We start from the raw sequence: 21216 nt of genomic DNA on the forward strand, positions 1-21216 counted from the left end.
TCAGCGCCGGTGAGTATTTATGGAAAGATGACAGGCAGTTGCGCGTAACCGGACATGGGGCGGCGACTGCCGGGGACTGAGGTGTGCCATGGGGTTGAACCTGCTCTATTCCAACGACCGCAAAGGGACCTATCCCGATAGCTGGTATGCCGCAACCGCCACGCCGCTGGCGCCTTTTGCGCCGTTGACGGGCGACGCCCGCGCGGATGTCTGCGTTGTCGGCGGTGGCTACACCGGGCTGTCGGCGGCGCTGCATCTGGCCGAGGCCGGGCGTTCGGTGATCCTGCTGGAGGCCAACCGCGTCGGATTTGGTGCCTCCGGTCGCAACGGCGGCCAGCTTGGCAGCGGTCAGCGTATGGAACAGGACGGGCTGGAAAACCTGCTGGGTACAGCGGATGCCGAAAAGCTCTGGCAGCTGGCAGAGAACGCCAAGGATCTGGTGAAATCGCTGATCACGCGCCACGATATCGACTGCCATCTGAAGCCCGGCATTGCCCATGCCTGTTTCTCAAAGGGCGAGGTCGACCACGAACACCGCTATGTGGAGCATCTGCAGAACCGCTATGGCTACCAGGAGATCACCGCCCTGGATCACGATGGTTTGCAGGCGATCTGCCCCTCGCCCGCCTATGTCGGCGGCTCACTCGATATGGGGGCGGCGCATCTGCACCCGTTGAAATACGCGCTTGGCCTCGCCCGTGCCGCTGCGGCAGCCGGTGTGCGGATCTGTGAGGGCAGCGAGGTTCTGAACATCGACGAGGGCAAGCAGATCCGGCTGCGCACCGCGGCGGGAGAGGTCGTTGCCGATCAGCTGGTGCTGGCCTGCAACGGCTATCTCGGCGGGCTCAACCGCCGCGTGGCGGCGCGGGTGATGCCGATCAACAATTTCATCGCCGCGACCGCGCCGCTTGGCGCCGAAACCGCGCGGGTACTGGCCCGCGATGTGGCGGTGGCCGACAGCAAATTTGTGGTGAACTATTTCCGGCTCAGCCATGACGGCCGCCTGCTGTTCGGCGGTGGTGAAAGCTATGGCTACCGCTTCCCCAGCGATATCGCCGCCACCGTGCGCAAGCCGATGGTCCAGATCTTTCCACATCTCCGCGATGTGAAGATCGACTACGCCTGGGGCGGCACCCTCGCGATCACCATGAAACGGATGCCCTATCTGGTGCGGCTGGCGCCCAATGTGCTCTCGGCCTCGGGGTATTCCGGCCATGGCGTCGGCACCGCCACCCATGCAGGCCAGTTGATGGCGCAGGCCATCGCCGGAGAGAGCGACGGCTTTGATACCATGGCCCGCGTACCCGCCCCCGCCTTTCCCGGCGGAACCGCCATGCGCAGCCCCCTGCTGGCGCTGGCGATGACCTGGTATGCGCTGCGCGACCGGATCGGCGTCTGATCCTGCGCGGCCCAGGCCACAGGGGATCACCCCCGCAGATCACGCCCGCTGCCAAAGCAACAGTTCTGTGAAATTTTCCGCCAAAACCTGCCGATCCCGCGGGCGAGGCTTGGCATTTTTGCGCCAAGCATTTATGTTTTTGGAAAGGTAGATTCAGGATTTTGAAATATGAGCCAGACATCCCCGTCGCAAGTCCCGAACGTCCATCAGGCAGAACCGATCCCGGAGGCCGCCCGCGCCGCCATTGACGCCCTGATGCAGTCTGGCGATCTGTTCCGCTACACCGCGCCGCAGGACGCGCCGGTTGCCCTGCTGGAAGAGGAATTTGCCCAGCTTCTTGGCAGCAAATACGCGCTGGCGGTCTCCTCCTGCTCTGCGGCGCTGTTCCTGTCGCTGAAGGCGCTGGACCTGCCCCGCGATGCCCGCGTGCTGATCCCCGGCTTCACCTTTGCGGCCGTGCCTTCGTCGATTGTCCACGCCGATTGCGTGCCGGTCCTCTGCGAGGTGGGGGCCAACTACCGGATCGACATGGCCGATTTCGAGGCCAAGCTGGGGGATGTGCAGGCTGTGATCATCAGCCATATGCGCGGCCATACCTCCGATATGGATGCGATCATGGCGCTCTGCAGCGCGCGCGACATTCCGGTGATTGAGGATGCCGCCCATTCGCTGGGCACCACCTGGCATGGCCGCAATATCGGCACGCTGGGCGCCATCGGCTGCTTCTCGTTCCAGTCCTACAAGATGATCAACGCCGGCGAAGGCGGCATCCTGGTCACCGATGATGCCGATCTGGTCGCCCGCGCCGTGATCATGTCCGGCGCCTATGAGCACAACTGGAAAAAACACAAATCCGCCCCCGGCGACAACACCGGCGCGCTCGAGCAGGCCTTTGCCAAATGGCAGAACCAGCTGCCGCTCTATAACCTGCGGATGAGCAACCTGTCGGCCGCCGTGATCCGCCCGCAGCTGCCCGAACTGGCGCGCCGGGTGCGCGACGGGCTGAAGAACCACGACTATGTCGCAGATCAGCTCAACCGCTCGCCGCATATCGACGTGCCTGCCCCATTGCCGCCGGAACAGCGCGCGCCGGATTCGATCCAGTTCAACCTGGTCGATATGAGCAGCGAGGAGATCAACCGCTTTGCCGCCGCAGCCGAGGCGCGGGGCGTCAAGGTGCAGATCTTCGGCCTCTCCGAAGACAACGCCCGCGCTTTCTGGAACTGGCAGTTCCTGCGCGATCTCCCCGAGCTGCCGCAGACCCGCGCCATGCTGATGCAGGCCTGCGATGTGCGCCTGCCGGTGCGCCTCAGCCGCGACGAACTCGATGTGATCGCCACTGTGCTGCTGTCTGCGATGGCCGACACCATGGGGGCCGCTGCCGCCTGACCCTGCGGGCGGCGAGGTTCATCGGACACCGGGGCGCGCAGGCTGAGGCGGCGCGCCTTTTTGTCGGCGGCTTAGGCCGCAAACCGGCGAATTCCCGACCGCAGCCCGCGCCGCCGCTGGACATTGCCCGCCACCCTTGCGAGGGTCTGGCAACGACCAGAAGGACAGCCCCATGAGCGCGCGCAAGATCATTATCGACACCGACCCCGGACAGGATGACGCTGTCGCCATTCTGCTGGCATTGGCCAGCCCAGAAGAGATTGATCTGCTTGGCATAACCTGTGTTGCGGGCAATGTGCCGCTGGCGCTGACCCAGACCAATGCACGCCGCGTCTGCGAAGTGGCAGGCCGCCCGGATGTCGCCGTGCACGCCGGTTGCGACGCGCCCTTGGCCCGGCCGCTGATCACCGCCGAACATGTGCATGGCAAGACCGGACTCGATGGGCCGGACCTTTGGGATCCAATCATGCCGCTGGCTGCAACACATGCTGTCGATTTCATCATCGACAGCCTGCGCCGCGAAGCTCCTGGCACCGTTACGCTCTGCCCGCTGGGGCCGCTGACCAATATTGCCACCGCTTTTCAGAAAGCCCCCGACATCGTCGCCCGCGTACAGGAGATCGTGCTGATGGGCGGCGCCTATTTCGAGGTCGGCAACATCACCCCGGCGGCGGAATTCAACATCTACGTCGACCCGGAGGCCGCCGCCGCCGTGCTCAGCTCCGGCGTGCCGGTCACCATGATGCCGCTGGATGTCACCCACAAGGCGCTGGCCACCCGCCCCCGGATCGAGGCGATCCGTGCATTGGCCACCAAAGTGGGCGATTTCACCGCCGATATGCTTGATTTCTTTGAACGCTTTGATGTCGAGAAATACGGCTCCGAAGGCGGCCCGCTGCATGATCCCTGCGTCATTGCCTATCTGATCCGGCCTGAGCTGTTCTCGGGCCGCAAGATCAACGTGGTGGTCGAAACCACCTCCGAGCTGACCCTTGGCATGACCGTGGCCGATTGGTGGGGGGTCACCGACCGGCCTGCCAATGCGCTGTTCATTGGCGATCTGGACGCCGATGGTTTCTTTGACCTGATCACCAGCCGATTGGCCACCCTATGAGCGCCGCGCTGCACCTTGCAGGCCCCGAGGATCTGACCCGTGTTCTGGATCTCGTCGCGGCCTTTCACGGCGAGATGGGCATCGCCTCAGATGAGCCGCACCGCCGCGCCGCCATTGAGCCGCTGCTGAACGGGCTGCCCTATGGCGCCGTCTATCTGATCGGCCCGACCCGCGCACCGGTGGGCTACATCGTTGTCACCTTCAGCTGGTCGGTGGAGTTTGGCGGCATGGATGGTTCTATCGACGAGCTGTTCATCCGCCCGCCCGTGCGCGGGCGCGGCATTGCCACCGAAGTGCTGTTTTCCCTGCCCCGCACCCTGGCCGAAGCCGGCATCAAAGCGCTGCATCTGGACGTCGACAGAAACAATGCGCCTGCCCGCGGCCTCTATGCCCGAGCCCGGTTCGAGCCGCGCGACACACACATGTTGATGAGCCGCAAGCTCTAGCACCGGACCACCGCGCATGCCGCCCGCTTGCGGACGCGCCCGGGCGTTCCCGGACGCGCCGCCCCGGTTGCGCAGGCCGCCGCACAGCGATTGCCTGTGCGCGGATGGCACGCTGTCTGGCGCCAGTTTCGCGCCCCGGTGAATTATTTTTCATGACACAGGGAACCAATCTGCACGTCTGGGGTTCTCTCTCTGAACCAGCGGCGCGGGGCACCGGCCAGCGCCAGCGCGATGGAACAGACCAATTGAACACACCGTGGAACGTGTGGGAGCGCGTCGCCAACCGATAGGCGGCGCAACGAAGACAGCGGCAGAAGCCGTGATGCACAGCCACCCATCGGGGTGGGCGCCGGGCGAACCCCAGCGCGCGTAACACCGGATCCGTCACGCCTCATCACACCATGGGGCCATGGATCCGCACGACGGCGGCGGCCTTTTGGCGGTCGACCAAACCGGGGTTCAGGGGTGGGCCCCAGCAGCTGAGCGGAGCCGTCCTGGGGTGTGGCGGCTCCGGTTGGCGCCAGTCGAAGCGGGCCGGAGACGGCGTATCGCCGGGACAAGCCACAAAGATGCAGGAGCGCTCCTGCACAGCCATCACAAGCGCATCAATGACAGGAAAGGAAATCTCATGAAATCCCATATCCTCGCCGGCCTCAGCGCCGCGACGCTGGCGCTCTCCGCCTGCACCGATCTGACCCCCGAACAGCGCACAGTGGCCGGTGTCGCCGGTGGTGCCGCAGCAGGTCTGATTGCCGCCGACGCGCTCAAGGCCGATGACGACTGGCGCCTGATTGCCGCCCTTGGCGGGGCCGCCGCCGGTACGCTTGTGGCGCAGAACAACCAGTCGCGCCAATGCGCCTATTCCCGCGGTGACGGCACCTATTACACAGCGGCCTGCCCGTAATTCCGGCGCAGAGCGCGGGCGAGACCTGCAGCGTTCGCATCACGCATCACGGATCGCGGATCCGACCCAACAGTCAAAGAAAGACCCTGAGAGCGGATCCGCTCTCAGGGTCTTTCCCTGTCGCCAACGGCTTGAAATTACGCCGCGCCCCCTCTGGGCCAAGTCCCTGACAAACTCAGGGCTGACAATGTCGATCCCCCTTTGGCAGGGCGCCTCAGAGCCCCCCGGCCACCATTGCGCCCTGTGTCATCGACATGCTGTGAACCGGATCAGCCACATTTGCGTCATGCCCTGTCAGCGGATAATGCCCGGGCCCCGCACAACCGGCCAGCAGGGCCACCGCAATGATGAACCCCAGCGGCAGCCAGCTTGCGGTTCCGGCCACCCTCACCGCAGGCTTCGGATAAACACTCTCCCGGGCTTTCAGATGTGCAGTCGCTCCCATGATCTTCCCCTCCTGGCCAGCGCCACCCCCGTAGCGCCTGCGACCAAGACTGCCACAGCCGCGATCACAGGTCTGTGAAGCAGGCCACAGAAGTGCGCCATACGCACAGATTTCGATCTGAGAGGTTATCGGCGCAGATCCGGGGCCGTCCTCTCCCCGGCACCCAGGCCCGACACCCAGGCCCGGCACTCAGACGCTCAGGACAGCCGACGCATCAGCTGCAGGTCGCAGGCAGTGGCATAGCCCATGGCGCGCTTGATCCCCGGCAGCATCGCCGCCCCGTTCATCGCAAAACTCAGCTCGATCAGCCCCGCCTCGCCATAGGCCGCGCGCACGGCCTCCCGCGCCTCAGGATCGTCACTGCGCGTGCCAGCCACCGCGCCCGCCAGACGCACAACCGCCTCCAGCTCAGGTTCCAGCGCGCTGCCTGTCAGGATCGACCTGATCAGCTCGGGCGACAGCCCGGCGGATTTCGCCAGGTTGATCTCCGCCTCGACACATGACCCGCAATCCGCGCTCAGCGCCCCGGTCAGCCGCGCCGCATGATAGGCGGCGGCAGGCAGCTGACGGTTCGGATCCAGAAAACCAAACACCCGGTTGTAGCGGGCCAGCAACCCCAGGTCCGTATCGGCAATGGCATGGGCATAATCGAGCGAGACGCCAATACGGCGTTCAGCCCGCCGGATCAGGAAATGGGCAACCTTCTTGAGCATGATAACCACACAACAACGGAACACAGGAACAAAAAGGCCGGAGCAACATGCCCCGGCCTCTGGTCTTACTTCAGGATCGAACGACCCGCGTATTCGGCGACTTCACCCAGCATTTCCTCGATACGGATCAGCTGGTTGTATTTCGCGAGCCGGTCAGAGCGCGCCAGCGAACCGGTCTTGATCTGGCCGCAGTTGGTGGCCACGGCGAGGTCGGCGATGGTGGCATCCTCGGTCTCGCCGGAGCGGTGCGACATCACATTGGTGTAGCGCGCACGATGGGCCATATCGACCGCCTTCAGGGTCTCGGTCAGGGTGCCGATCTGGTTCACTTTCACCAGCATGGAGTTGGCGCAGCCGCGCGCAATCCCATCGGCCAGACGGGCCGGGTTGGTCACGAACAGATCGTCGCCGACCAGCTGCACCTTGTCGCCCAGCTCGTCGGTCAGGGCTTTCCAGCCGTCCCAGTCATCCTCGCCCATGCCATCTTCGATGGAGATGATCGGATAATCCTTCACCAGTGCCGCCAGATAGGCCACATTCTCTTCCGACGACAGGGTTTTGCCTTCGCCGGAGAGCACATATTTGCCATCCTTGTAGTATTCGGTCGCCGCGCAATCGAGCGCCAGATAGATTTCCTCGCCCGGCTTGTAACCGGCCTTTTCAATCGACTTCAGCACAAAATCCAGCGCTTCGCGGGTGGAGGCGATATTGGGGGCAAAACCGCCCTCGTCACCGATCCCGGTCGACAGACCCGCCGCCGACAGCTCTTTCTTCAGGGTGTGGAACACCTCGGAACCCATGCGCACGGCGTCGCGGATGTTGTCCGCAGCCACCGGCATGATCATGAATTCCTGAATGTCGATCGGGTTGTCGGCATGTTCGCCGCCGTTGATGATATTCATCATCGGAACCGGCAGAACCCGCGCCGAGGTGCCACCGATATAACGATACAGCGGCTGGGTGGTGAAATCCGCCGCAGCCTTGGCCACCGCCATGGAGACACCCAGAATGGCATTGGCGCCCAGACGGCCCTTGTTCTCGGTGCCATCCAGCTCGATCATCGCCATGTCCACGGCGACCTGCTCGCAGGCGTCAAAGCCGACCAGCTCTTCGGCGATCTCGCCATTGACGGCGGCAACTGCTTCCAGCACGCCTTTGCCAAGGTAACGGGACTTGTCGCCGTCGCGCTTTTCCACCGCCTCATAGGCCCCGGTTGACGCACCCGACGGCACCGCCGCGCGGCCCATTGTGCCGTCTTCCAGCATGACGTCGACTTCAACGGTCGGATTGCCCCGGCTGTCGAGAATTTCACGGGCGTGGATATCGATAATGGTGCTCATTATTCAGGTCCCTGATCTTGGCAAGTGATTGCGGCAATTGGTGCCTGCGTCATAGCATTCACAGGTCAAAAGTAAACCATGAGCGTTATCGCTAACGTCACTTATTTTACGGGGTTAGGGCTAACAGTTCGCTGTTTGCGCAATCAATCGCCACCGGCGCCAGCCCGATGTGCTCAGACAGGGACCGCCGCCTGCGCCCGCGCCGCCCGCCGCGCCAGACGCCGCTCCCGCAGAAAGGTATAAAGCCCGGAGCCGATGATCAGCGCCGATCCCGCCAGCGTCATCATATCCGGCGCCTCGGCAAAGATCACCACGCCGATCAGGGTCGAAAACACCAGCCGGGAGTAGCGAAACGGCGTGATCACGGCGGCATCGCCGATCCGGGTGGCGGTGACAATCCCGTAGTACCCCAGCACGCCAAAGATGACGCCTCCCAGCAACATGCCCCATTGGCTGCCTTCCAGGGCGACCGGCTCTCCGGGCAGGATCAGCAGCATCACCAGCCCCGCCGGGATCACCGAGCCAAAGGCCTGCGAGCTGACCACGGCAGAGGGCACCGCGCTATCCATCACCCGCGTCATCAGGTCGCGCGCCGCAACCGCCACAACCGAGATCAGCACCAGCAGCACCCCCGGCTCAAATCCGGCCAGACCGGGCCGCACGATCATCAGCACCCCGGCAAAACCGACAAGGATCGCGGTCCAGCGCCGCCAGCCGACATCCTCGCCCAGAAACAGCGCCGCCCCGACAGTAACCGCAAGCGGCATCGCCTGAAACACCGCCGCCACGGTCGAGATATCCACCACCGCCAGCGCCGAGGCAAAGCTGACCGCCGCCAGCGCCTCGGTCGAGGCACGCAGCACCGGTTGCCAGCGCCAGTTGCGTTGCGCCAGCACCCGGTGGCCCTGCAGCTTGGCCCAGATCACAAAGATCGTGCCACTGCCCAGCCCCAGCATCATCAGGATCTGCCCCACCGGCACCGAGGTGGCGAGCTGCTTGATGAACATATCCTCCAGCGAAAACCCCGCCATGGCGAGGATCACCAGCAATATTCCCGAGACATTGTTCATCTTGATCGTTCCATTCCAATGGGTCCGATGGCTCTGCCGAGGGGCCGTGCCCGCCGTCGCTGCATCGACTGATCCGCACAACAAATAGCCGGAAGCGACCGCCCACTTGTCCATTTGCGACACGACTCGATATTTGCGGCGCAGCTTCATGACTTCATGTGACCGCTCCTATCACGCGCCGTGATACTGGGCCACCGCCGGGCTGCGGCGCGCCCCGGAATTCTCCAGGAAAATTCGGACCCGTTATCCTGTCTAAGAAAACACGCCCCCGCGGGCGCATCGGCATGTGGTCAGCGGGCGCGCGCTGGCTCAGCTCTTCTTGCGCGGCACGCCATATAGTTCCAACTTGTGGCCGCGCAGCTCATAGCCCAGTTTTTCGGCGATCTTCTCCTGCAAGGCCTCGATCTCCGGGTCGCAGAATTCGATGACCGCCCCGGTGGTCATGTCGATCAGATGATCGTGATGCTCGCGGTCGGCATCCTCGTAGCGGGCACGCCCGTCGCCGAACTCAAGCCGCTCCAGAATGCCCGCTTCGTCAAACAGCTTCACCGTGCGATAGACGGTGGCCAGCGAAATCGCCCCGTCCAGCGCGCTGGCACGGGCATAGAGTTCCTCGACATCGGGGTGATCGTCGCTCTCTTGCAATACGCGCGCAATCACCCGTCGCTGGCCTGTCATCCGCAGACCTATGGCTTCGCAGCGTGCGATAATCGTCTCGCTCATGGTCATCCCTTATTCAGCATGGCGTCCCTGTTTATACAAAGACGCCCGCGCCGCAAACCGGGTTTTAACAGTCTGTGGCGCAGAATATACAACAATTGCCCATTGACTTTATCCGCTGGCGGGGCCATCTGCCCTGTCAGGCATCCCTCCCTGCCGCGTGAGCAGAGGACGTCGGGCCGCGCCAGATCAATGCGCAGGCCAAACACCGACCCTAAGGATATGCCACCGTTCCCAATATCACGCGTGGGGCACTCGCAGCGACCAGCGGTCTGGCATGATGCCAGCCCCGCCCGAGGTCCCTGCCCCAACGACAGACCGCCCCCGTGGCGGCACCGGCCGAGCCCTGTTGGCGCGGCTGTGAAAGGACGAGACGTGACAGAATTTTCAACCATGGGGCTGCCCGAGCAGCTTCTGAAGCGCATTGCAGAACTTGGCTATACCGATCCGACCCCGATTCAGGCCCGCGCCATCCCGCATGCGCTGAACGGCAAGGACGTGCTGGGTCTGGCGCAGACCGGCACCGGCAAAACCGCCGCCTTCGGCGTGCCGCTGATTGCCCAGATGATGCAATACGGCCGCAAACCCGCCGCCAAGACCGTGCGCGGTCTGGTGCTGGCGCCGACCCGCGAGCTGGCCAACCAGATCGCCGCCAACCTCAAGGGCCTGACCGAAGGCACCCCGATGAAAACCGGTCTGGTTGTCGGCGGCGTTTCCATCAACCCGCAGATCAGCCGCCTGTCGCGCGGCACCGATATCCTGATCGCCACCCCGGGCCGTCTGCTGGACATCCTTGACCGTGGCGCGCTGGATCTTGGCTCCTGCGACTTCCTCGTGCTGGATGAGGCCGACCAGATGCTGGACCTCGGCTTTATCCACGCGCTGCGCAAGATCGCCGCTCTTCTGCCGGCACAGCGCCAGACCATGCTGTTCTCGGCCACCATGCCCAAGCAGATGAACGAGATCGCCAATTCCTATCTGCAAAGCCCGGTGCGGATCGAGGTGAACCCTCCCGGCAAGGCTGCCGACAAGATCACCCAATCGGTGCATTTCATCGCCAAGGCAGAGAAGCTCTCGCTGCTGAAAGAGCTGCTGACCAAACACAAGGACGAGCGGACACTTGTCTTTGGCCGCACCAAACACGGCATGGAAAAGCTGATGAAAACGCTGTCGGCCGCCGGTTTCTCGGCCGCAGCAATTCACGGCAACAAAAGTCAGGGCCAGCGTGAACGCGCGCTTGCCTCCTTCAAATCCGGCGAGGTCAAGATCCTCGTGGCCACCGATGTGGCGGCCCGTGGTCTCGATATCCCGGATGTGAAATACGTCTATAACTACGAGCTGCCCAATGTGGCGGATGCCTATGTGCACCGGATTGGCCGGACCGCACGCGCAGGCAAGGACGGTCAGGCCGTGGCCTTCTGCGCCCCGGATGAAATGGATGAGCTGAAGGCGATCCAGAAGACCATGAACCTCAATATCCCGGTGGCCTCAGGCCGTCCGTGGGAGGTTCTGCCCGATGCCAAGGCCCCGGCGGGCCGTCGTGGCGGCGGCAAACCCGGTGGCAGCGGCAAACCCGGCGGTCATCGCCGGCGTCGCAGCGGTGGTGCCGGTGGCGGCCAGAGCGGTGCGCGCAGCGGTGGATCCGGTGCCGCCGCAGGCGCGGCTCAGGGCAAACCCGGCGGTCAGCGCCGTCGCGCCCAGTAAACCCTCACCATGCCCCTATGGGGGCACGGCTGAAAACCAGACAAAGCCGGGGATGCCTTTTGCGTCCCCGGCTTTCTCGTCCCCGGTTTTTTCTTTTTCGTCATCGACTTACCGCGCCGCCACCAGATCCGCCCAGACCGGCAGGTGATCCGAGGCGATATGCGCGGGACGGGCGCGATAGACGCCGCTGTCCACCACCTCCAGCCCCCGGCTGACCGCAATCCGGTCCAGCGCGCCAATCGGGCGCAGCGACGGAAAACTGGGCCGTGGCGGCACAAACCGCAGTTTCGGAGCCAGATGATCCAGCACCGGCTGGCGGGACCATTCGTTGAAATCTCCGGCCCAGACCGTCGGCAGATCCGGGCGCTTGGCGATGATCCCCGCCAGATGATGGACCTGCTCATGGCGCGCCTTGGTGGTCAGCCCCAGATGCGCGCCCACCACCCTGAGCGGTCCCAGCGCCGTCTCGAACAGCGCCCAGACCGCCCCGCGCGGCTCCAGCCCCGGCAGCGGAATATGGCCGTGATCCTGAAGCTCAATCCCGTCGCCCCGCCAGATCACCGCATTGCCATGCCAGCCCAGCGACCCTGCCCCGCCCAGATCGACAATCTGCCATCCTGCCTCATCCAGAATGAAATGCGGCAGCGCGGCGGGTCGTGGCGGCAGCCGCTTGTCGGCCTCCTGCAACAGCACCAGATCCGCCCCGGTGCCCTCAATCACCTGCAAGGTGCGACGCGGACGCCGACGCAGATCCAGCCCCATCGACTTCTGAATATTGTAACTTGCCAGCCGCAGCCGTCCCGGCCGGGTGCCCTGTTCCTGCGTCATTCCTCTGCCTTCTTTGCCACCGCGCCTTGTCACCGATCCGGTGCGTGATACGGCCACAGCATGGCCGAAATCCGCACCGCAGGCCAGAGCGCGCCCTGTCACACCCATCGCGGCCTAAGCATCTGTTTTCCCGGCTTGACTCTCGGACCAAGCCCACCTCCTCTGGCGGCATGAGTGAGAAACGCGCAATGGACGGCATCGGGGCCGCAATGCTGATCGGCTTCAGCGGGCTGATGGGCTTTAATCAGGTGGTGATCAAGGTCTCCAACGGCGGGTTCGGCCCGGTGTTTCAGGCGGGCCTGCGCTCTCTCATCGGGCTGGCGGTCCTGCTGACATGGCTCGCCTTTCGCGGCCAGCTGAAGCGCGCCAGCACTCCTGCCCCTGCCGAGACGTCGGCGCATTGGAGCCGCTCTGTCCATTTCTGGGGGCTGGTGTCCGGGCTGTTGTTCACGGCCGAATTTGTCTGCCTCTATATCGCACTTGATCTCTCCTCGGTGTCGCGGGTCACGATCATCTTCAACTCGATGCCGGTCTGGCTGGCCCTGGCCGGCCATCTGCTCCTGCCCGGCGAGCGGCTCAACAGCCTGCGCATGTTGGGACTGATCCTGGCCATGGGCGGCGTGGTGCTGGCCGTGCTGCACCGGGGCAGCGGCGATGCCTCGCTGCTGGGCGATATTCTCGCGCTTGCGGCGACGCTGGCCTGGGCCGGGATCGCCCTCTGCGCGCGGCTGTCGCCACTGGCCCATGTGCCGCCGATCCGCCAGCTCACCTATCAGCTGGCCACATCGGCGCTGGTGCTGCTGGCGATTTCGCCGCTGTTTGGACCGCTGCTGCGCGACCCCACGGCGCTGCATATCTCCGGCGTGCTGTTTCAGGCCATCGCCATCGCCAGCCTCGGCTATCTGCTGTGGCTCTGGCTGATCAGCCTCTACCGCGCCAATGCCGTTGCCTCCTTCAGCTTCCTGTCGCCGGTGATCGCGGCCATTCTCGGCTGGCTGCTGCTGGACGAGGTGATCCTGCCGCAGGTCTGGGCCGCACTGGTGCTGGTCGCGGTCGGTATCCTGCTGATCAATCGCAAATAGGTTCAGGTGCCGCAGAAGGTCGCCTTCACCACCTCGCTCGCAGCCGGCGGGCGACGCAGATCCTCGGCCCCTGCCTGCACGGTATAGGGATCCGCCAGCACGGTATTGAGCCGCTCGAACGGGGCAAAATCGCCCGCAACGGCGGCACTGATCATCGCCTCGATCCGGTGGTTGCGCGGGATATAGACCGGGTTCGCCGCCGCCATCACCGCCGCCGGATCCGCCTCCTGCGCCAGACGCGCGCGCCAGCCCATTGCCCAGCCGTCAAACGCCTCAGGCTCCAGAAACTCATCGCGCACCTTGCCGGAGTCCGGCGCAACAGCATCGCCCAAGGCCCGGAAGGTATTGGTGAAATCCGCCTGGCCCGCCGCCATGCGCTGCATCAGGTCAGTGATCAGCGCCATATCGTCAGGCGTTGCCTCGGCAATGCCGATCTTGGCGCCAAAGCGCCGCAGCCAGGCGGCCTCGGTCCGGGCGGGCATCGCATGAACGATCTCGGTCGCCTCCTCAACCAGCGCCTGCGGATCCTCCGCCTGCTGGATCAGCGCGGTGGCCAGCTGCGCCAGATTCCAGACCGCAATATCGGGCTGGTTGGAATAGGCATAACGCCCCATCCGGTCGATCGAACTGAACACCGTGCTGGGGTGATAGACATCCAAAAAGGCGCAGGGACCATAGTCAATCGTCTCGCCGGAAATGGACGAGTTATCGGTATTCATCACCCCGTGGATAAAGCCCACCGACATCCAGGCCGCGATCAGCTCCGACTGCCGATCGCGCACCGCCCGCAGCAGCCCCATCGGCCCCTTGGCCTCAGGATAATGGCGTTGGATGGCGTAATCCGTGAGCTGCCGCAGCGCCGCCTGCTCGCCCCGCGCGGCAAAGATCTGAAAGCTCCCGACTCGCAGATGGCTCGCGGCCACCCGTGTCAGCACCGCGCCGGGCAAACCGCCCTGTTCGCGCCAGACCAGCTCACCGGTCGCAACCGCCGCCAGCGCGCGCGTCGTCGGAATACCAAGCGCGTGCATCGCCTCGCTCACCACATATTCGCGCAGGACCGGCCCCAACCAGGCCCGCCCGTCACCGCCCCGCGAATAGGGCGTGCGCCCCGATCCCTTCAGCTGGATATCGCGGCGCTCGCCATCAACACCAACAGCCTCGCCCAGCAGGATCGCGCGCCCATCGCCAAGTTGTGGATTGTAGGTGCCAAACTGATGCCCCGCATAGAGCTGCGCCAGCGGATCGGCGCCATCGGGAACACGGTTGCCCGCAAAAATCTCGGCCAGCTCGGACCTGTCACCCGCCCGGATGCCCAGCTCCGCGCCAAGTGCACCATTATAGGCGATCGACTCCGGCGCCTTCACCGGCACGGGAGCCTGTTTGCTGTAGAACAGCGGCGGCAGCGCGGCATATGTATTGTCAAAGGGGATGTGCAATGTCATGGCCCAAACATATGCGGCAAATGCCAAATTGCCAGAGCCAACAGACAAAACGGAGCACTGACATGACCGCCGATGAGATCATCGCCCGGCTGAACCTCCAACCCCACCCCGAAGGCGGCTATTACCGCCAGACATGGATCGCCGATACCACAACCAGCCACGACGACCGCGCAACCGGCACCTGCATCTATTTCCTGCTGAAGGCGGGTGAGAGCAGCCACTGGCACCGTGTCGATGCCACCGAGATCTGGCTTTATCACGCTGGCGCGCCGCTGGTGCTGTCGCTGTCAGCCAGCGATGACGGCCCCGCCCACGACCACCTGCTGACCCCGGACCTGACCACCGGAGAACCGCAGCTGATCGTCCCCGAAGGCCACTGGCAGGCCGCCCGCACCACCGGCGACTATACGCTGGTCAGCTGCACCGTCTCACCGGGGTTCCGGTTCGAGGGCTTCACCCTCGCCGACCCCGGCTTCGATATCCCGCGCGCCTGACCCCAGATTTCTTCGAAGGGATTTGTCGGGAAACCTCCAAGTTTCCCGGCCGCCAGACCTCAGTCCTCGCGCCCCGGCACACTCACCACACCGCCACCAACGCAGGCGCTGACACCGGTTGTGCCGGGACAGGAGGTCGGCAGCCCGCGCGCAACCCGTACCGCCAGATGCGCAAAGGCCTGCGCCTCCAGCATGTCGCCATCCAGCCCCACCGTCTCGATCGGCTGAACCGGGCAGTCCAGCGACACCCGCAGCATCTCCATCAGCACCGGGTTGTGGCGCCCGCCGCCAGTGACCAACACCACCTCCGGCGGCTCCGGGCAATGCTCCATCCCCTGCGCGACAGCAGCGGCGCACATGCCAGTCAGCGTCGCCGTCGCATCGCGGTCGCTCAATTCGGAGACCAGCGTGATCATCTCGGAAAAATCATTGCGATCCAGCGATTTCGGCGGCATCCGGGCAAAATAGGGCTCCGCCAGAAACAGCTCCAGCGCCCCGGTCTCCACCGCGCCGCCACGGGCAATCGCGCCGCCTTCGTCCATCATCTGACCACAGCGCGCCTGCACCAGATCATTGATCGGCGCATTGGCAGGGCCGGTGTCAAACGCCAAAAGCGCGCCGGGATCCTCAGCCGCGTCACAGCGCGGATCGACATAGGTCAGATTGCCCACGCCGCCGAGGTTCAGGAAACACAGGGGTTTGTCCCGCTTCAGGTATTTGGCGCAGGCAAAATGAAAGAACGGCGCCAGCGGCGCGCCCTCCCCGCCCAGCCGCACATCGTCGCTGCGAAAATCCCAGACCACCGGGGTGTCAAGCTCAGCCGCCAGCGCCGCCCCATCGCCCACCTGCAGGGTGCCCTGCACGCGCGGCGCATGGGCCAGCGTCTGACCGTGAAACCCTATGACATCAACCGGTCCCGCCGCTGCATCCTCGGCCAGAACCTGCGCCAGCAGCGCCGCATGGGCGCGGGTCACGATCTCTGCGGCGGCGTCCACCTGTGGCCCCTGCCACTGTCCCAGTGCGGCCGCCAGCTGTGCCCGTTCCACCGGTTCATAGGCGCGATAGGCACTGGCGCCAAAGCCGTGGATCACCACGCCATCGGTCTCGACAATGGCCGCATCCACCCCGTCCAGCGAGGTGCCGCTCATGGTGCCAAGGGCGCGCAGAACGCCGGTCTTGGGGATCGCCACAGAACGGGCCGAGGAGGGGGATCTGGTCATGCTGATGGTGCCTGCTGTGATATTGGGCGCGCCGCGCCGGTTTGCGCCAAGGATACAGCAGCGAATTTCTTGCGCAAAGCCGTTCACACTGCTTTCCCCCCGGCAATTTGCGTTTTATACAGCAGCGCGCAATTTAGAAAGCCGAGGCACATCATGACCTACCACCCAAAATCGGACTTCATCGCAGTTATGATGGAACGTGGCTATCTGGCCGACTGCACCGATTACCAGGGCCTGGACGAGGCACTGATGACCCCCGGCCAATCCGCCTATATCGGCTTTGACGCCACCGCGACCTCGCTGCATGTGGGCTCGCTGATCCAGATCATGATGCTGCGCTGGTTCCAGAAAACCGGCCATAAACCGATCACCCTGATGGGCGGCGGCACCACCAAGGTGGGCGATCCCTCCTTCCGCGCTGATGAACGCCCGCTGCTGACGGATGAGCAGATCGATTCCAATATCGCCGGCATCAAGAAGGTGTTTGCCGCCTATATCGACTATGACAGCGGCGCGGATAACGCCGCCATGATGCTGAACAACGCCGAATGGCTGGATGATCTGAACTACCTCACTTTCCTGCGCGATATCGGCCGCCATTTCTCGGTGAACCGGATGCTGTCGTTTGAGAGCGTGAAATCGCGTCTCGACCGCGAACAGTCGCTGTCCTTCCTCGAATTCAACTACATGATTTTGCAGGCCTATGACTTTTTGGAGCTGAACCGCCGCTACGGCTGCGTGTTGCAGATGGGTGGCTCCGATCAATGGGGCAATATCGTCAACGGCATCGACCTCACCCGCCGGGTGCTGGACCATGAAATCTACGGTCTCACATCGCCGCTCTTGACCACCTCCGACGGCAAGAAGATGGGCAAATCGCAGAATGGCGCGATCTGGCTCAATGGCGATCTGCTCTCGCCTTATGAGTTCTGGCAGTTCTGGCGCAACACCACCGACGCCGATGTGGGCCGCTTCCTGAAGCTCTATACCGAGCTGCCGGTGGACGAATGCAACCGCCTGGGTGCGCTGGAAGGGTCGGAGATCAACGCCGCCAAGGTGATCCTTGCCAATGAGGTGACCACCCTGCTGCACGGTGCCGAGGCCGCCGCCGCCGCCGAGGCCACCGCCCGCGAAGTGTTCGAGAAAGGCGGCATTGGCGACGACCTGCCCACGCTCAGCCTGACTGCCGCAGATCTGGGCGATGGCATCTCCATCGTGCAGCTGATCGTGAAATCCGGGCTGGCCAAATCGGGCAAGGACGCCAAGCGCCTGATCGCCGAGAACGGCGCCAAGATCGACGACGCGCCGCTGACCGATGCAGGGCTGATGATCGACGCCGCCGCTCTGGCCTCGCCGATCAAACTGTCTGCGGGCAAAAAACGCCACGCGCTGGTGCAGCTGGAGGGGTAATCGCCCCGCGGTGCAGCCGACGGGCCGGACCAACCGACAGCAATCAAAAAAAGGGGCCGCTGTGGCCCCTTTTTCGATCCCGAAGATCAGACCAGCCGCAGCGCCATTGCCAGCCCAGGGCCGAGGCGTTGCGGGAACCTCCGCAAAAGGCTCCCGCCCGTCATCCCCCATCCCGGATGGGGTGTTCCCGTTGGGCGGGGCGCCGCGCGAAGGCGCGGCGCGGCAGCGCATCACGACAGGGCATCACCGCCGTGCACCGGAGCTGCTGCCACGACCCTGCCCTCGGATCCCGGGCTAAAACAAAAGGCTTCACAGCACCCAGAGATCCAGCAGCATCAGCACCAGCCCAACCGGCAGCGACAGCGCCAGAGCCACCAGAAGAGCCGCAGCTTTGGTGACCCGCGGAGCCGGTGCGGAATGATTTCGAATTTTATTCGCATTTTTCATATCTTCATTAACCATCATTTAGGTTTCGCTGCGGTTAATGGCGCCATGTTCGATTTCACACCAGCAGATGTCATGCCCCGCCCCATTCTCCGCGACGAAACCATCTCTGCCCTACCGCAATCGGCGGAATTTGCCCGCGCGCTTCAGGCGACGGGCAAGGACCCTCTGGTGCTGAACCAGATGAAAGGCACCGTCGTCATGCGCCGCAAGCTCTGGGGCCGCATCAACGTGGCCATGGTCAACCGCGCCCGCATCGACAAGCCGTTGCGACTGCTGGAACAATTGCAGGAAAACGGCCTGCGCCGCACGCCCGTCATCCTGTCGCCAGAAACGCCGACCCCCGCCCTCGCCCGCCACGGCGCGGTGGCGCTGGTCAGCCCGGCGCATGTCGGTTTGCTCGACCTCACCGGTGACCCGGATCAGCGCCGCGCGGCGCTGCATCAGAAATGGCGCAACCGGCTGGTCCATGGCGAACAGCAGGGGCTGCGCATCACCCGACAATCCCTGCCCCAGACCCCGGCGCACTGGATCTTTGCTGCTGATGCCGCGCAGCAATCCAGCCGCGGCTATCGCAACTGGCCAGTGGATCTGACCCTGGCCTATGCCCGCGAGAACAAGGGGATGGCCAAGATTTTCGAGGCCCATGACGGCAAGGAGATCGTCGCCGCCGTGCTGGTGCTCTGCCATGGGCGTGGCGCCACCTATCACATCGGCCATACCACCGATCGCGGCAAGGCGCTGTCCGCCCATAACCTGCTGATGTGGGAGGCGATGTCCTGGCTCGCCAAACAGGGCTGCGAACAGCTCGACCTTGGGGTGATCAACACCGAAGACGCCGCCGGTCTGGCCCGGTTCAAGCTGGGCACCGGCGCACGGCTGCACCAGCTGGGCGGCACCTGGGCCTATTGGCCGCCGCTGGGTCGCCTGCTGCGCCCCTTGGCCGCGCTCGACAAACGGCTGATGAACCCCGGGCTCTCTGGACACTGCTAGGGGGACGTGATTATCTGAACACACGTTCAGATATGAACCCGATATCACAGACCCCCGGGAGGAGCCCTGCTCATGAAACTGTCGCAAACCGCCGCCGTCATCACCGGCGGCGCCTCTGGCCTTGGTGAGGCCACCGCCCGTCATTTCGCCGCCCAAGGTGCCCAAGTCACGCTCCTGGATCGTGACGCCGAACGCGGCGCCGCCGTTGCCTCCGAAATCGGCGGGCATTTTACCCAGACCGATGTCACCAGCGAAGAGTCGGTTGCCGCCGCCATGGCGCTTGCCAGCGAGAAAATGGGCAAGATCAACGTCTGTGTGAACTGCGCAGGCATCGCCCTTGGCATCAAGACCGTGGGCCGCGATGGCGCGCACCCTCTGGATGCCTATCAGCGCACCATCGACATCAACCTTGTCGGCACCTTCAACGTCGCCCGGCTCGCTGCGGTGGAAATCGCCAAATGCGAGGCTGAGGCAGACGGTGGCCGGGGTGTCATCATCAACACCGCGTCAATCGCGGCCTTTGACGGCCAAAAAGGCCAGGCTGCCTATGCCGCCTCCAAAGGCGGCGTTGTGGGCATGTGCCTGCCGATGGCCCGTGATCTGGCCTCTTCGGGCGTGCGGGTGATGACCATCGCGCCGGGCATCTTCATGACCCCGATGCTGGCGGGCCTGCCGGAAGAGGTGCAGCAGCAGCTCGCCGCCGATGTGCCCAACCCGGCCCGGCTTGGCGACCCTGCCGAATATGGCCGTCTGGCCGGGTTCATCGTCGAGATGGGTTATCTCAATGGCGAGGTGATCCGCCTCGACGGCGCGCTGCGGATGCGCTGAGGCGCTCTCGGTTACCCGTATCGAAACCAAGACCTCAAGGGGCAGACCACCCTTTGAGGCACCGCTCCCCCTGTCGGCGCAATACGGAATTGACAAGCGACAGCCCCCGGATTCTCCGCTAGCCTGTCGCACAACCTTGCCGAGGGGGAGCAGATCCATGACCCAGCCCAACCTGCCGCTGACCGGCGCCTGTCTCTGCGGTGCTGTCCAGCTGCATGTCACCGCCTTCCCCCTGCTGACGCTGGCCTGCCACTGCCGCGATTGTCAGAAACTTGCCGCCAGCGCCTATTCCCTGACCGTCATGTTTCCGGCAGAGGCGGTCACCGCCACGGGAGAGCTGGTGCTCGGCGGAAAACACAGCGAAGAGCGCAAGCATTATTACTGCCCGACCTGCCTCAGCTTTGTCCTCTCCCGCCTGAAGGCCGCACCAAAACGGGTCAACCTGCGGGCCTCCCTGCTGGATGATCTGACTTGGTTCACCCCCTTTGTCGAAGTCATGACCGAGGAAAAACAGCCATGGGCGCAGGTTCCGGCCCTCCACAGCTATGCCCGCTTCCCCACCACGGCAAAGGAGCTGGCGGATCTGATGGATGACTACACCCGAACCATCACACCGCCCTCGCCCGGAACGGACCCGGCATGAGCAGATCCGAACGACAAAAGATGCAGGCGGGCGACTGGTACTGTTGCCTGGACAGCGAACTCTCCGCGTTGCGTCATCAGGCCCGCTTGGCAGTGCATCAGCACAATCACCGCCCCCCTGATCCCGGCGAAAGCCTCAGCCCGTCGCTGGCAGCCCTCTTTGCCGGTCATGGGCAGAATTGCCTGATCGAGGCGCCGTTTCACTGCGCCTACGGGGTCAATATCACCCTCGGGCATCAGGTCTATCTGAACGCGGGCTGCACCATCCTTGATACCGCGCCGGTGTGCATTGGGGACCGCTCCATGCTGGGGCCGAATGTGCAGATCTACTGCGCCCAGCACCATAAGGATAAAGCCTTGCGCGCCAAGGGGTTGGAAATCGCCCATCCGGTCACGCTGGGGTGCGATGTCTGGATCGGCGGCGGCGCGATCATCCTGCCCGGCGTCAGCATCGGCGATGGCGCCATCGTCGGCGCTGGTGCGGTGGTGACAAGGGATGTGGAGGCCGGGGTGACGGTTGTCGGCAATCCGGCGCGGGCGCTCCCTCGCTAGAATCCGCAGGGTCAAAACTCGGATCTGTTGCGTAGCA

Annotated in this window: 22 protein-coding genes; 13 read left to right on the forward strand and 9 right to left on the reverse strand. The window is 64.2% G+C overall.

Translation table 11 applies throughout. The annotated features are described in order from the left end of the window. Positions 1-88 precede the first annotated feature (88 nt). The 5 genes from VWZ87_RS07945 (at position 89) to VWZ87_RS07965 (ending at position 5252) form a co-directional block, all read left to right on the forward strand. Positions 89-1399, forward strand: a complete 1311-nt coding sequence (locus VWZ87_RS07945) for an NAD(P)/FAD-dependent oxidoreductase (protein WP_416536290.1) — start codon at positions 89-91, stop codon at positions 1397-1399. 168 nt (positions 1400-1567) lie between these two features. Further along, the gene (locus VWZ87_RS07950; RefSeq protein WP_416536291.1) at positions 1568-2788 is read left to right on the forward strand and encodes a DegT/DnrJ/EryC1/StrS family aminotransferase; all 1221 of its coding nucleotides are present in this window, start codon (positions 1568-1570) and stop codon (positions 2786-2788) included. Between the two features lie 172 nt (positions 2789-2960). After that, the gene (locus tag VWZ87_RS07955; RefSeq protein WP_416536292.1) at positions 2961-3902 is read left to right on the forward strand and encodes a nucleoside hydrolase; all 942 of its coding nucleotides are present in this window, start codon (positions 2961-2963) and stop codon (positions 3900-3902) included. After that, complete coding sequence (locus VWZ87_RS07960; protein ID WP_340545212.1) at positions 3899-4348, forward strand: GNAT family N-acetyltransferase; 450 nt, start codon at positions 3899-3901, stop codon at positions 4346-4348. Before VWZ87_RS07955 ends, VWZ87_RS07960 begins: the two co-directional genes overlap by 4 nt. Positions 4349-4976: 628 nt before the next feature. Beyond that, a complete protein-coding gene (locus tag VWZ87_RS07965; protein ID WP_340545211.1) occupies positions 4977-5252 on the forward strand; it encodes a glycine zipper 2TM domain-containing protein in 276 nt (91 codons plus the stop codon). Between the two features lie 214 nt (positions 5253-5466). On the opposite strand, the gene VWZ87_RS07970 is transcribed toward VWZ87_RS07965, so the two are convergent. The 5 genes from VWZ87_RS07970 to VWZ87_RS07990 all read right to left on the reverse strand — a co-directional run bounded on the left by VWZ87_RS07970 (position 5467) and on the right by VWZ87_RS07990 (position 9543). After that, a complete protein-coding gene (locus tag VWZ87_RS07970; RefSeq protein ID WP_416536293.1) occupies positions 5467-5697 on the reverse strand; it encodes a hypothetical protein in 231 nt (76 codons plus the stop codon). Between the two features lie 197 nt (positions 5698-5894). Then, a complete protein-coding gene (locus tag VWZ87_RS07975) occupies positions 5895-6410 on the reverse strand; it encodes a hypothetical protein (RefSeq protein WP_340545209.1) in 516 nt (171 codons plus the stop codon). Between the two features lie 65 nt (positions 6411-6475). Beyond that, the gene (eno, locus tag VWZ87_RS07980) at positions 6476-7750 is read right to left on the reverse strand and encodes a phosphopyruvate hydratase (RefSeq protein WP_416536294.1); all 1275 of its coding nucleotides are present in this window, start codon (positions 7748-7750) and stop codon (positions 6476-6478) included. Between the two features lie 173 nt (positions 7751-7923). Beyond that, positions 7924-8820, reverse strand: coding sequence for a DMT family transporter (locus VWZ87_RS07985; protein WP_416536295.1), 897 nt, complete (start codon positions 8818-8820; stop codon positions 7924-7926). Between the two features lie 309 nt (positions 8821-9129). Further along, entirely contained in the window at positions 9130-9543 is a 414-nt protein-coding gene (locus VWZ87_RS07990; protein WP_340545206.1) for a Fur family transcriptional regulator, read from the reverse strand. A 372-nt stretch (positions 9544-9915) separates the two neighbouring features. On the opposite strand from VWZ87_RS07990, the gene VWZ87_RS07995 reads away from it, so the two are divergent. After that, positions 9916-11244: a DEAD/DEAH box helicase gene (locus VWZ87_RS07995; protein ID WP_340545205.1), complete on the forward strand. Its 1329-nt coding sequence runs from the start codon at positions 9916-9918 to the stop codon at positions 11242-11244. Between the two features lie 108 nt (positions 11245-11352). Here the strand turns inward: VWZ87_RS07995 and VWZ87_RS08000 are convergent, their stop codons facing one another. Continuing rightward, complete coding sequence (locus VWZ87_RS08000) at positions 11353-12072, reverse strand: endonuclease/exonuclease/phosphatase family protein (protein WP_416536296.1); 720 nt, start codon at positions 12070-12072, stop codon at positions 11353-11355. Between the two features lie 170 nt (positions 12073-12242). On the opposite strand from VWZ87_RS08000, the gene VWZ87_RS08005 reads away from it, so the two are divergent. After that, positions 12243-13154: a DMT family transporter gene (locus VWZ87_RS08005; RefSeq protein ID WP_416536297.1), complete on the forward strand. Its 912-nt coding sequence runs from the start codon at positions 12243-12245 to the stop codon at positions 13152-13154. A gap of 2 nt (positions 13155-13156) precedes the next feature. Here the strand turns inward: VWZ87_RS08005 and VWZ87_RS08010 are convergent, their stop codons facing one another. Next, positions 13157-14596 carry a protein adenylyltransferase SelO gene (locus VWZ87_RS08010; protein ID WP_416536298.1) on the reverse strand — a complete coding sequence of 480 codons (1440 nt, stop codon included), beginning with the start codon at positions 14594-14596 and terminating at the stop codon, positions 13157-13159. Between the two features lie 62 nt (positions 14597-14658). Here VWZ87_RS08010 and VWZ87_RS08015 point away from each other — a divergent pair, with 62 nt between their 5' ends. Then, positions 14659-15090: a cupin domain-containing protein gene (locus tag VWZ87_RS08015; RefSeq protein ID WP_416536299.1), complete on the forward strand. Its 432-nt coding sequence runs from the start codon at positions 14659-14661 to the stop codon at positions 15088-15090. 59 nt (positions 15091-15149) lie between these two features. Here VWZ87_RS08015 and VWZ87_RS08020 read toward each other — a convergent pair whose 3' ends face one another. After that, entirely contained in the window at positions 15150-16310 is a 1161-nt protein-coding gene (locus VWZ87_RS08020) for an anhydro-N-acetylmuramic acid kinase (RefSeq protein ID WP_340545200.1), read from the reverse strand. A 153-nt stretch (positions 16311-16463) separates the two neighbouring features. On the opposite strand from VWZ87_RS08020, the gene tyrS reads away from it, so the two are divergent. Beyond that, positions 16464-17720 carry a tyrosine--tRNA ligase gene (tyrS, locus tag VWZ87_RS08025; RefSeq protein ID WP_416536300.1) on the forward strand — a complete coding sequence of 419 codons (1257 nt, stop codon included), beginning with the start codon at positions 16464-16466 and terminating at the stop codon, positions 17718-17720. Between the two features lie 309 nt (positions 17721-18029). Here the strand turns inward: tyrS and VWZ87_RS08030 are convergent, their stop codons facing one another. Continuing rightward, entirely contained in the window at positions 18030-18167 is a 138-nt protein-coding gene (locus VWZ87_RS08030; RefSeq protein WP_340545198.1) for a hypothetical protein, read from the reverse strand. A 45-nt stretch (positions 18168-18212) separates the two neighbouring features. On the opposite strand from VWZ87_RS08030, the gene VWZ87_RS08035 reads away from it, so the two are divergent. The 4 genes from VWZ87_RS08035 (at position 18213) to VWZ87_RS08050 (ending at position 21179) form a co-directional block, all read left to right on the forward strand. Beyond that, positions 18213-19157 carry a GNAT family N-acetyltransferase gene (locus tag VWZ87_RS08035; RefSeq protein WP_416535884.1) on the forward strand — a complete coding sequence of 315 codons (945 nt, stop codon included), beginning with the start codon at positions 18213-18215 and terminating at the stop codon, positions 19155-19157. Between the two features lie 72 nt (positions 19158-19229). Next, positions 19230-19985: an SDR family NAD(P)-dependent oxidoreductase gene (locus VWZ87_RS08040; RefSeq protein ID WP_416535885.1), complete on the forward strand. Its 756-nt coding sequence runs from the start codon at positions 19230-19232 to the stop codon at positions 19983-19985. Positions 19986-20142: 157 nt separating this feature from the next. Next, positions 20143-20628: a GFA family protein gene (locus tag VWZ87_RS08045; RefSeq protein WP_416535886.1), complete on the forward strand. Its 486-nt coding sequence runs from the start codon at positions 20143-20145 to the stop codon at positions 20626-20628. Further along, a complete protein-coding gene (locus VWZ87_RS08050; protein ID WP_416535887.1) occupies positions 20625-21179 on the forward strand; it encodes a sugar O-acetyltransferase in 555 nt (184 codons plus the stop codon). The genes VWZ87_RS08045 and VWZ87_RS08050 overlap by 4 nt, the downstream gene beginning before the upstream one ends. The last annotated feature ends 37 nt before the right edge of the window (positions 21180-21216 follow it).

Origin of the sequence: Phaeobacter sp. JH20_37, from assembly GCF_048056015.1 — a bacterium.
Taxonomy (GTDB): Bacteria; Pseudomonadota; Alphaproteobacteria; order Rhodobacterales; family Rhodobacteraceae; genus Phaeobacter; species Phaeobacter bryozoorum.

Bases quoted from the DNA above. Each gene is read 5' to 3' on its own strand.
- VWZ87_RS07945 (WP_416536290.1), top strand. From the start codon at position 89: ATGGGGTTGAACCTGCTCTATTCCAACGACCGCAAAGGGACCTATCCC.
- VWZ87_RS07950 (WP_416536291.1), top strand. From the start codon at position 1,568: ATGAGCCAGACATCCCCGTCGCAAGTCCCGAACGTCCATCAGGCAGAA.
- VWZ87_RS07955 (WP_416536292.1), top strand. From the start codon at position 2,961: ATGAGCGCGCGCAAGATCATTATCGACACCGACCCCGGACAGGATGAC.
- VWZ87_RS07960 (WP_340545212.1), top strand. From the start codon at position 3,899: ATGAGCGCCGCGCTGCACCTTGCAGGCCCCGAGGATCTGACCCGTGTT.
- VWZ87_RS07965 (WP_340545211.1), top strand. From the start codon at position 4,977: ATGAAATCCCATATCCTCGCCGGCCTCAGCGCCGCGACGCTGGCGCTC.
- VWZ87_RS07970 (WP_416536293.1), bottom strand. From the start codon at position 5,697: ATGGGAGCGACTGCACATCTGAAAGCCCGGGAGAGTGTTTATCCGAAG.
- VWZ87_RS07975 (WP_340545209.1), bottom strand. From the start codon at position 6,410: ATGCTCAAGAAGGTTGCCCATTTCCTGATCCGGCGGGCTGAACGCCGT.
- eno (WP_416536294.1), bottom strand. From the start codon at position 7,750: ATGAGCACCATTATCGATATCCACGCCCGTGAAATTCTCGACAGCCGG.
- VWZ87_RS07985 (WP_416536295.1), bottom strand. From the start codon at position 8,820: ATGAACAATGTCTCGGGAATATTGCTGGTGATCCTCGCCATGGCGGGG.
- VWZ87_RS07990 (WP_340545206.1), bottom strand. From the start codon at position 9,543: ATGAGCGAGACGATTATCGCACGCTGCGAAGCCATAGGTCTGCGGATG.
- VWZ87_RS08000 (WP_416536296.1), bottom strand. From the start codon at position 12,072: ATGACGCAGGAACAGGGCACCCGGCCGGGACGGCTGCGGCTGGCAAGT.
- VWZ87_RS08005 (WP_416536297.1), top strand. From the start codon at position 12,243: ATGAGTGAGAAACGCGCAATGGACGGCATCGGGGCCGCAATGCTGATC.
- VWZ87_RS08010 (WP_416536298.1), bottom strand. From the start codon at position 14,596: ATGACATTGCACATCCCCTTTGACAATACATATGCCGCGCTGCCGCCG.
- VWZ87_RS08015 (WP_416536299.1), top strand. From the start codon at position 14,659: ATGACCGCCGATGAGATCATCGCCCGGCTGAACCTCCAACCCCACCCC.
- VWZ87_RS08020 (WP_340545200.1), bottom strand. From the start codon at position 16,310: ATGACCAGATCCCCCTCCTCGGCCCGTTCTGTGGCGATCCCCAAGACC.
- tyrS (WP_416536300.1), top strand. From the start codon at position 16,464: ATGACCTACCACCCAAAATCGGACTTCATCGCAGTTATGATGGAACGT.
- VWZ87_RS08030 (WP_340545198.1), bottom strand. From the start codon at position 18,167: ATGAAAAATGCGAATAAAATTCGAAATCATTCCGCACCGGCTCCGCGG.
- VWZ87_RS08035 (WP_416535884.1), top strand. From the start codon at position 18,213: ATGTTCGATTTCACACCAGCAGATGTCATGCCCCGCCCCATTCTCCGC.
- VWZ87_RS08040 (WP_416535885.1), top strand. From the start codon at position 19,230: ATGAAACTGTCGCAAACCGCCGCCGTCATCACCGGCGGCGCCTCTGGC.
- VWZ87_RS08045 (WP_416535886.1), top strand. From the start codon at position 20,143: ATGACCCAGCCCAACCTGCCGCTGACCGGCGCCTGTCTCTGCGGTGCT.
- VWZ87_RS08050 (WP_416535887.1), top strand. From the start codon at position 20,625: ATGAGCAGATCCGAACGACAAAAGATGCAGGCGGGCGACTGGTACTGT.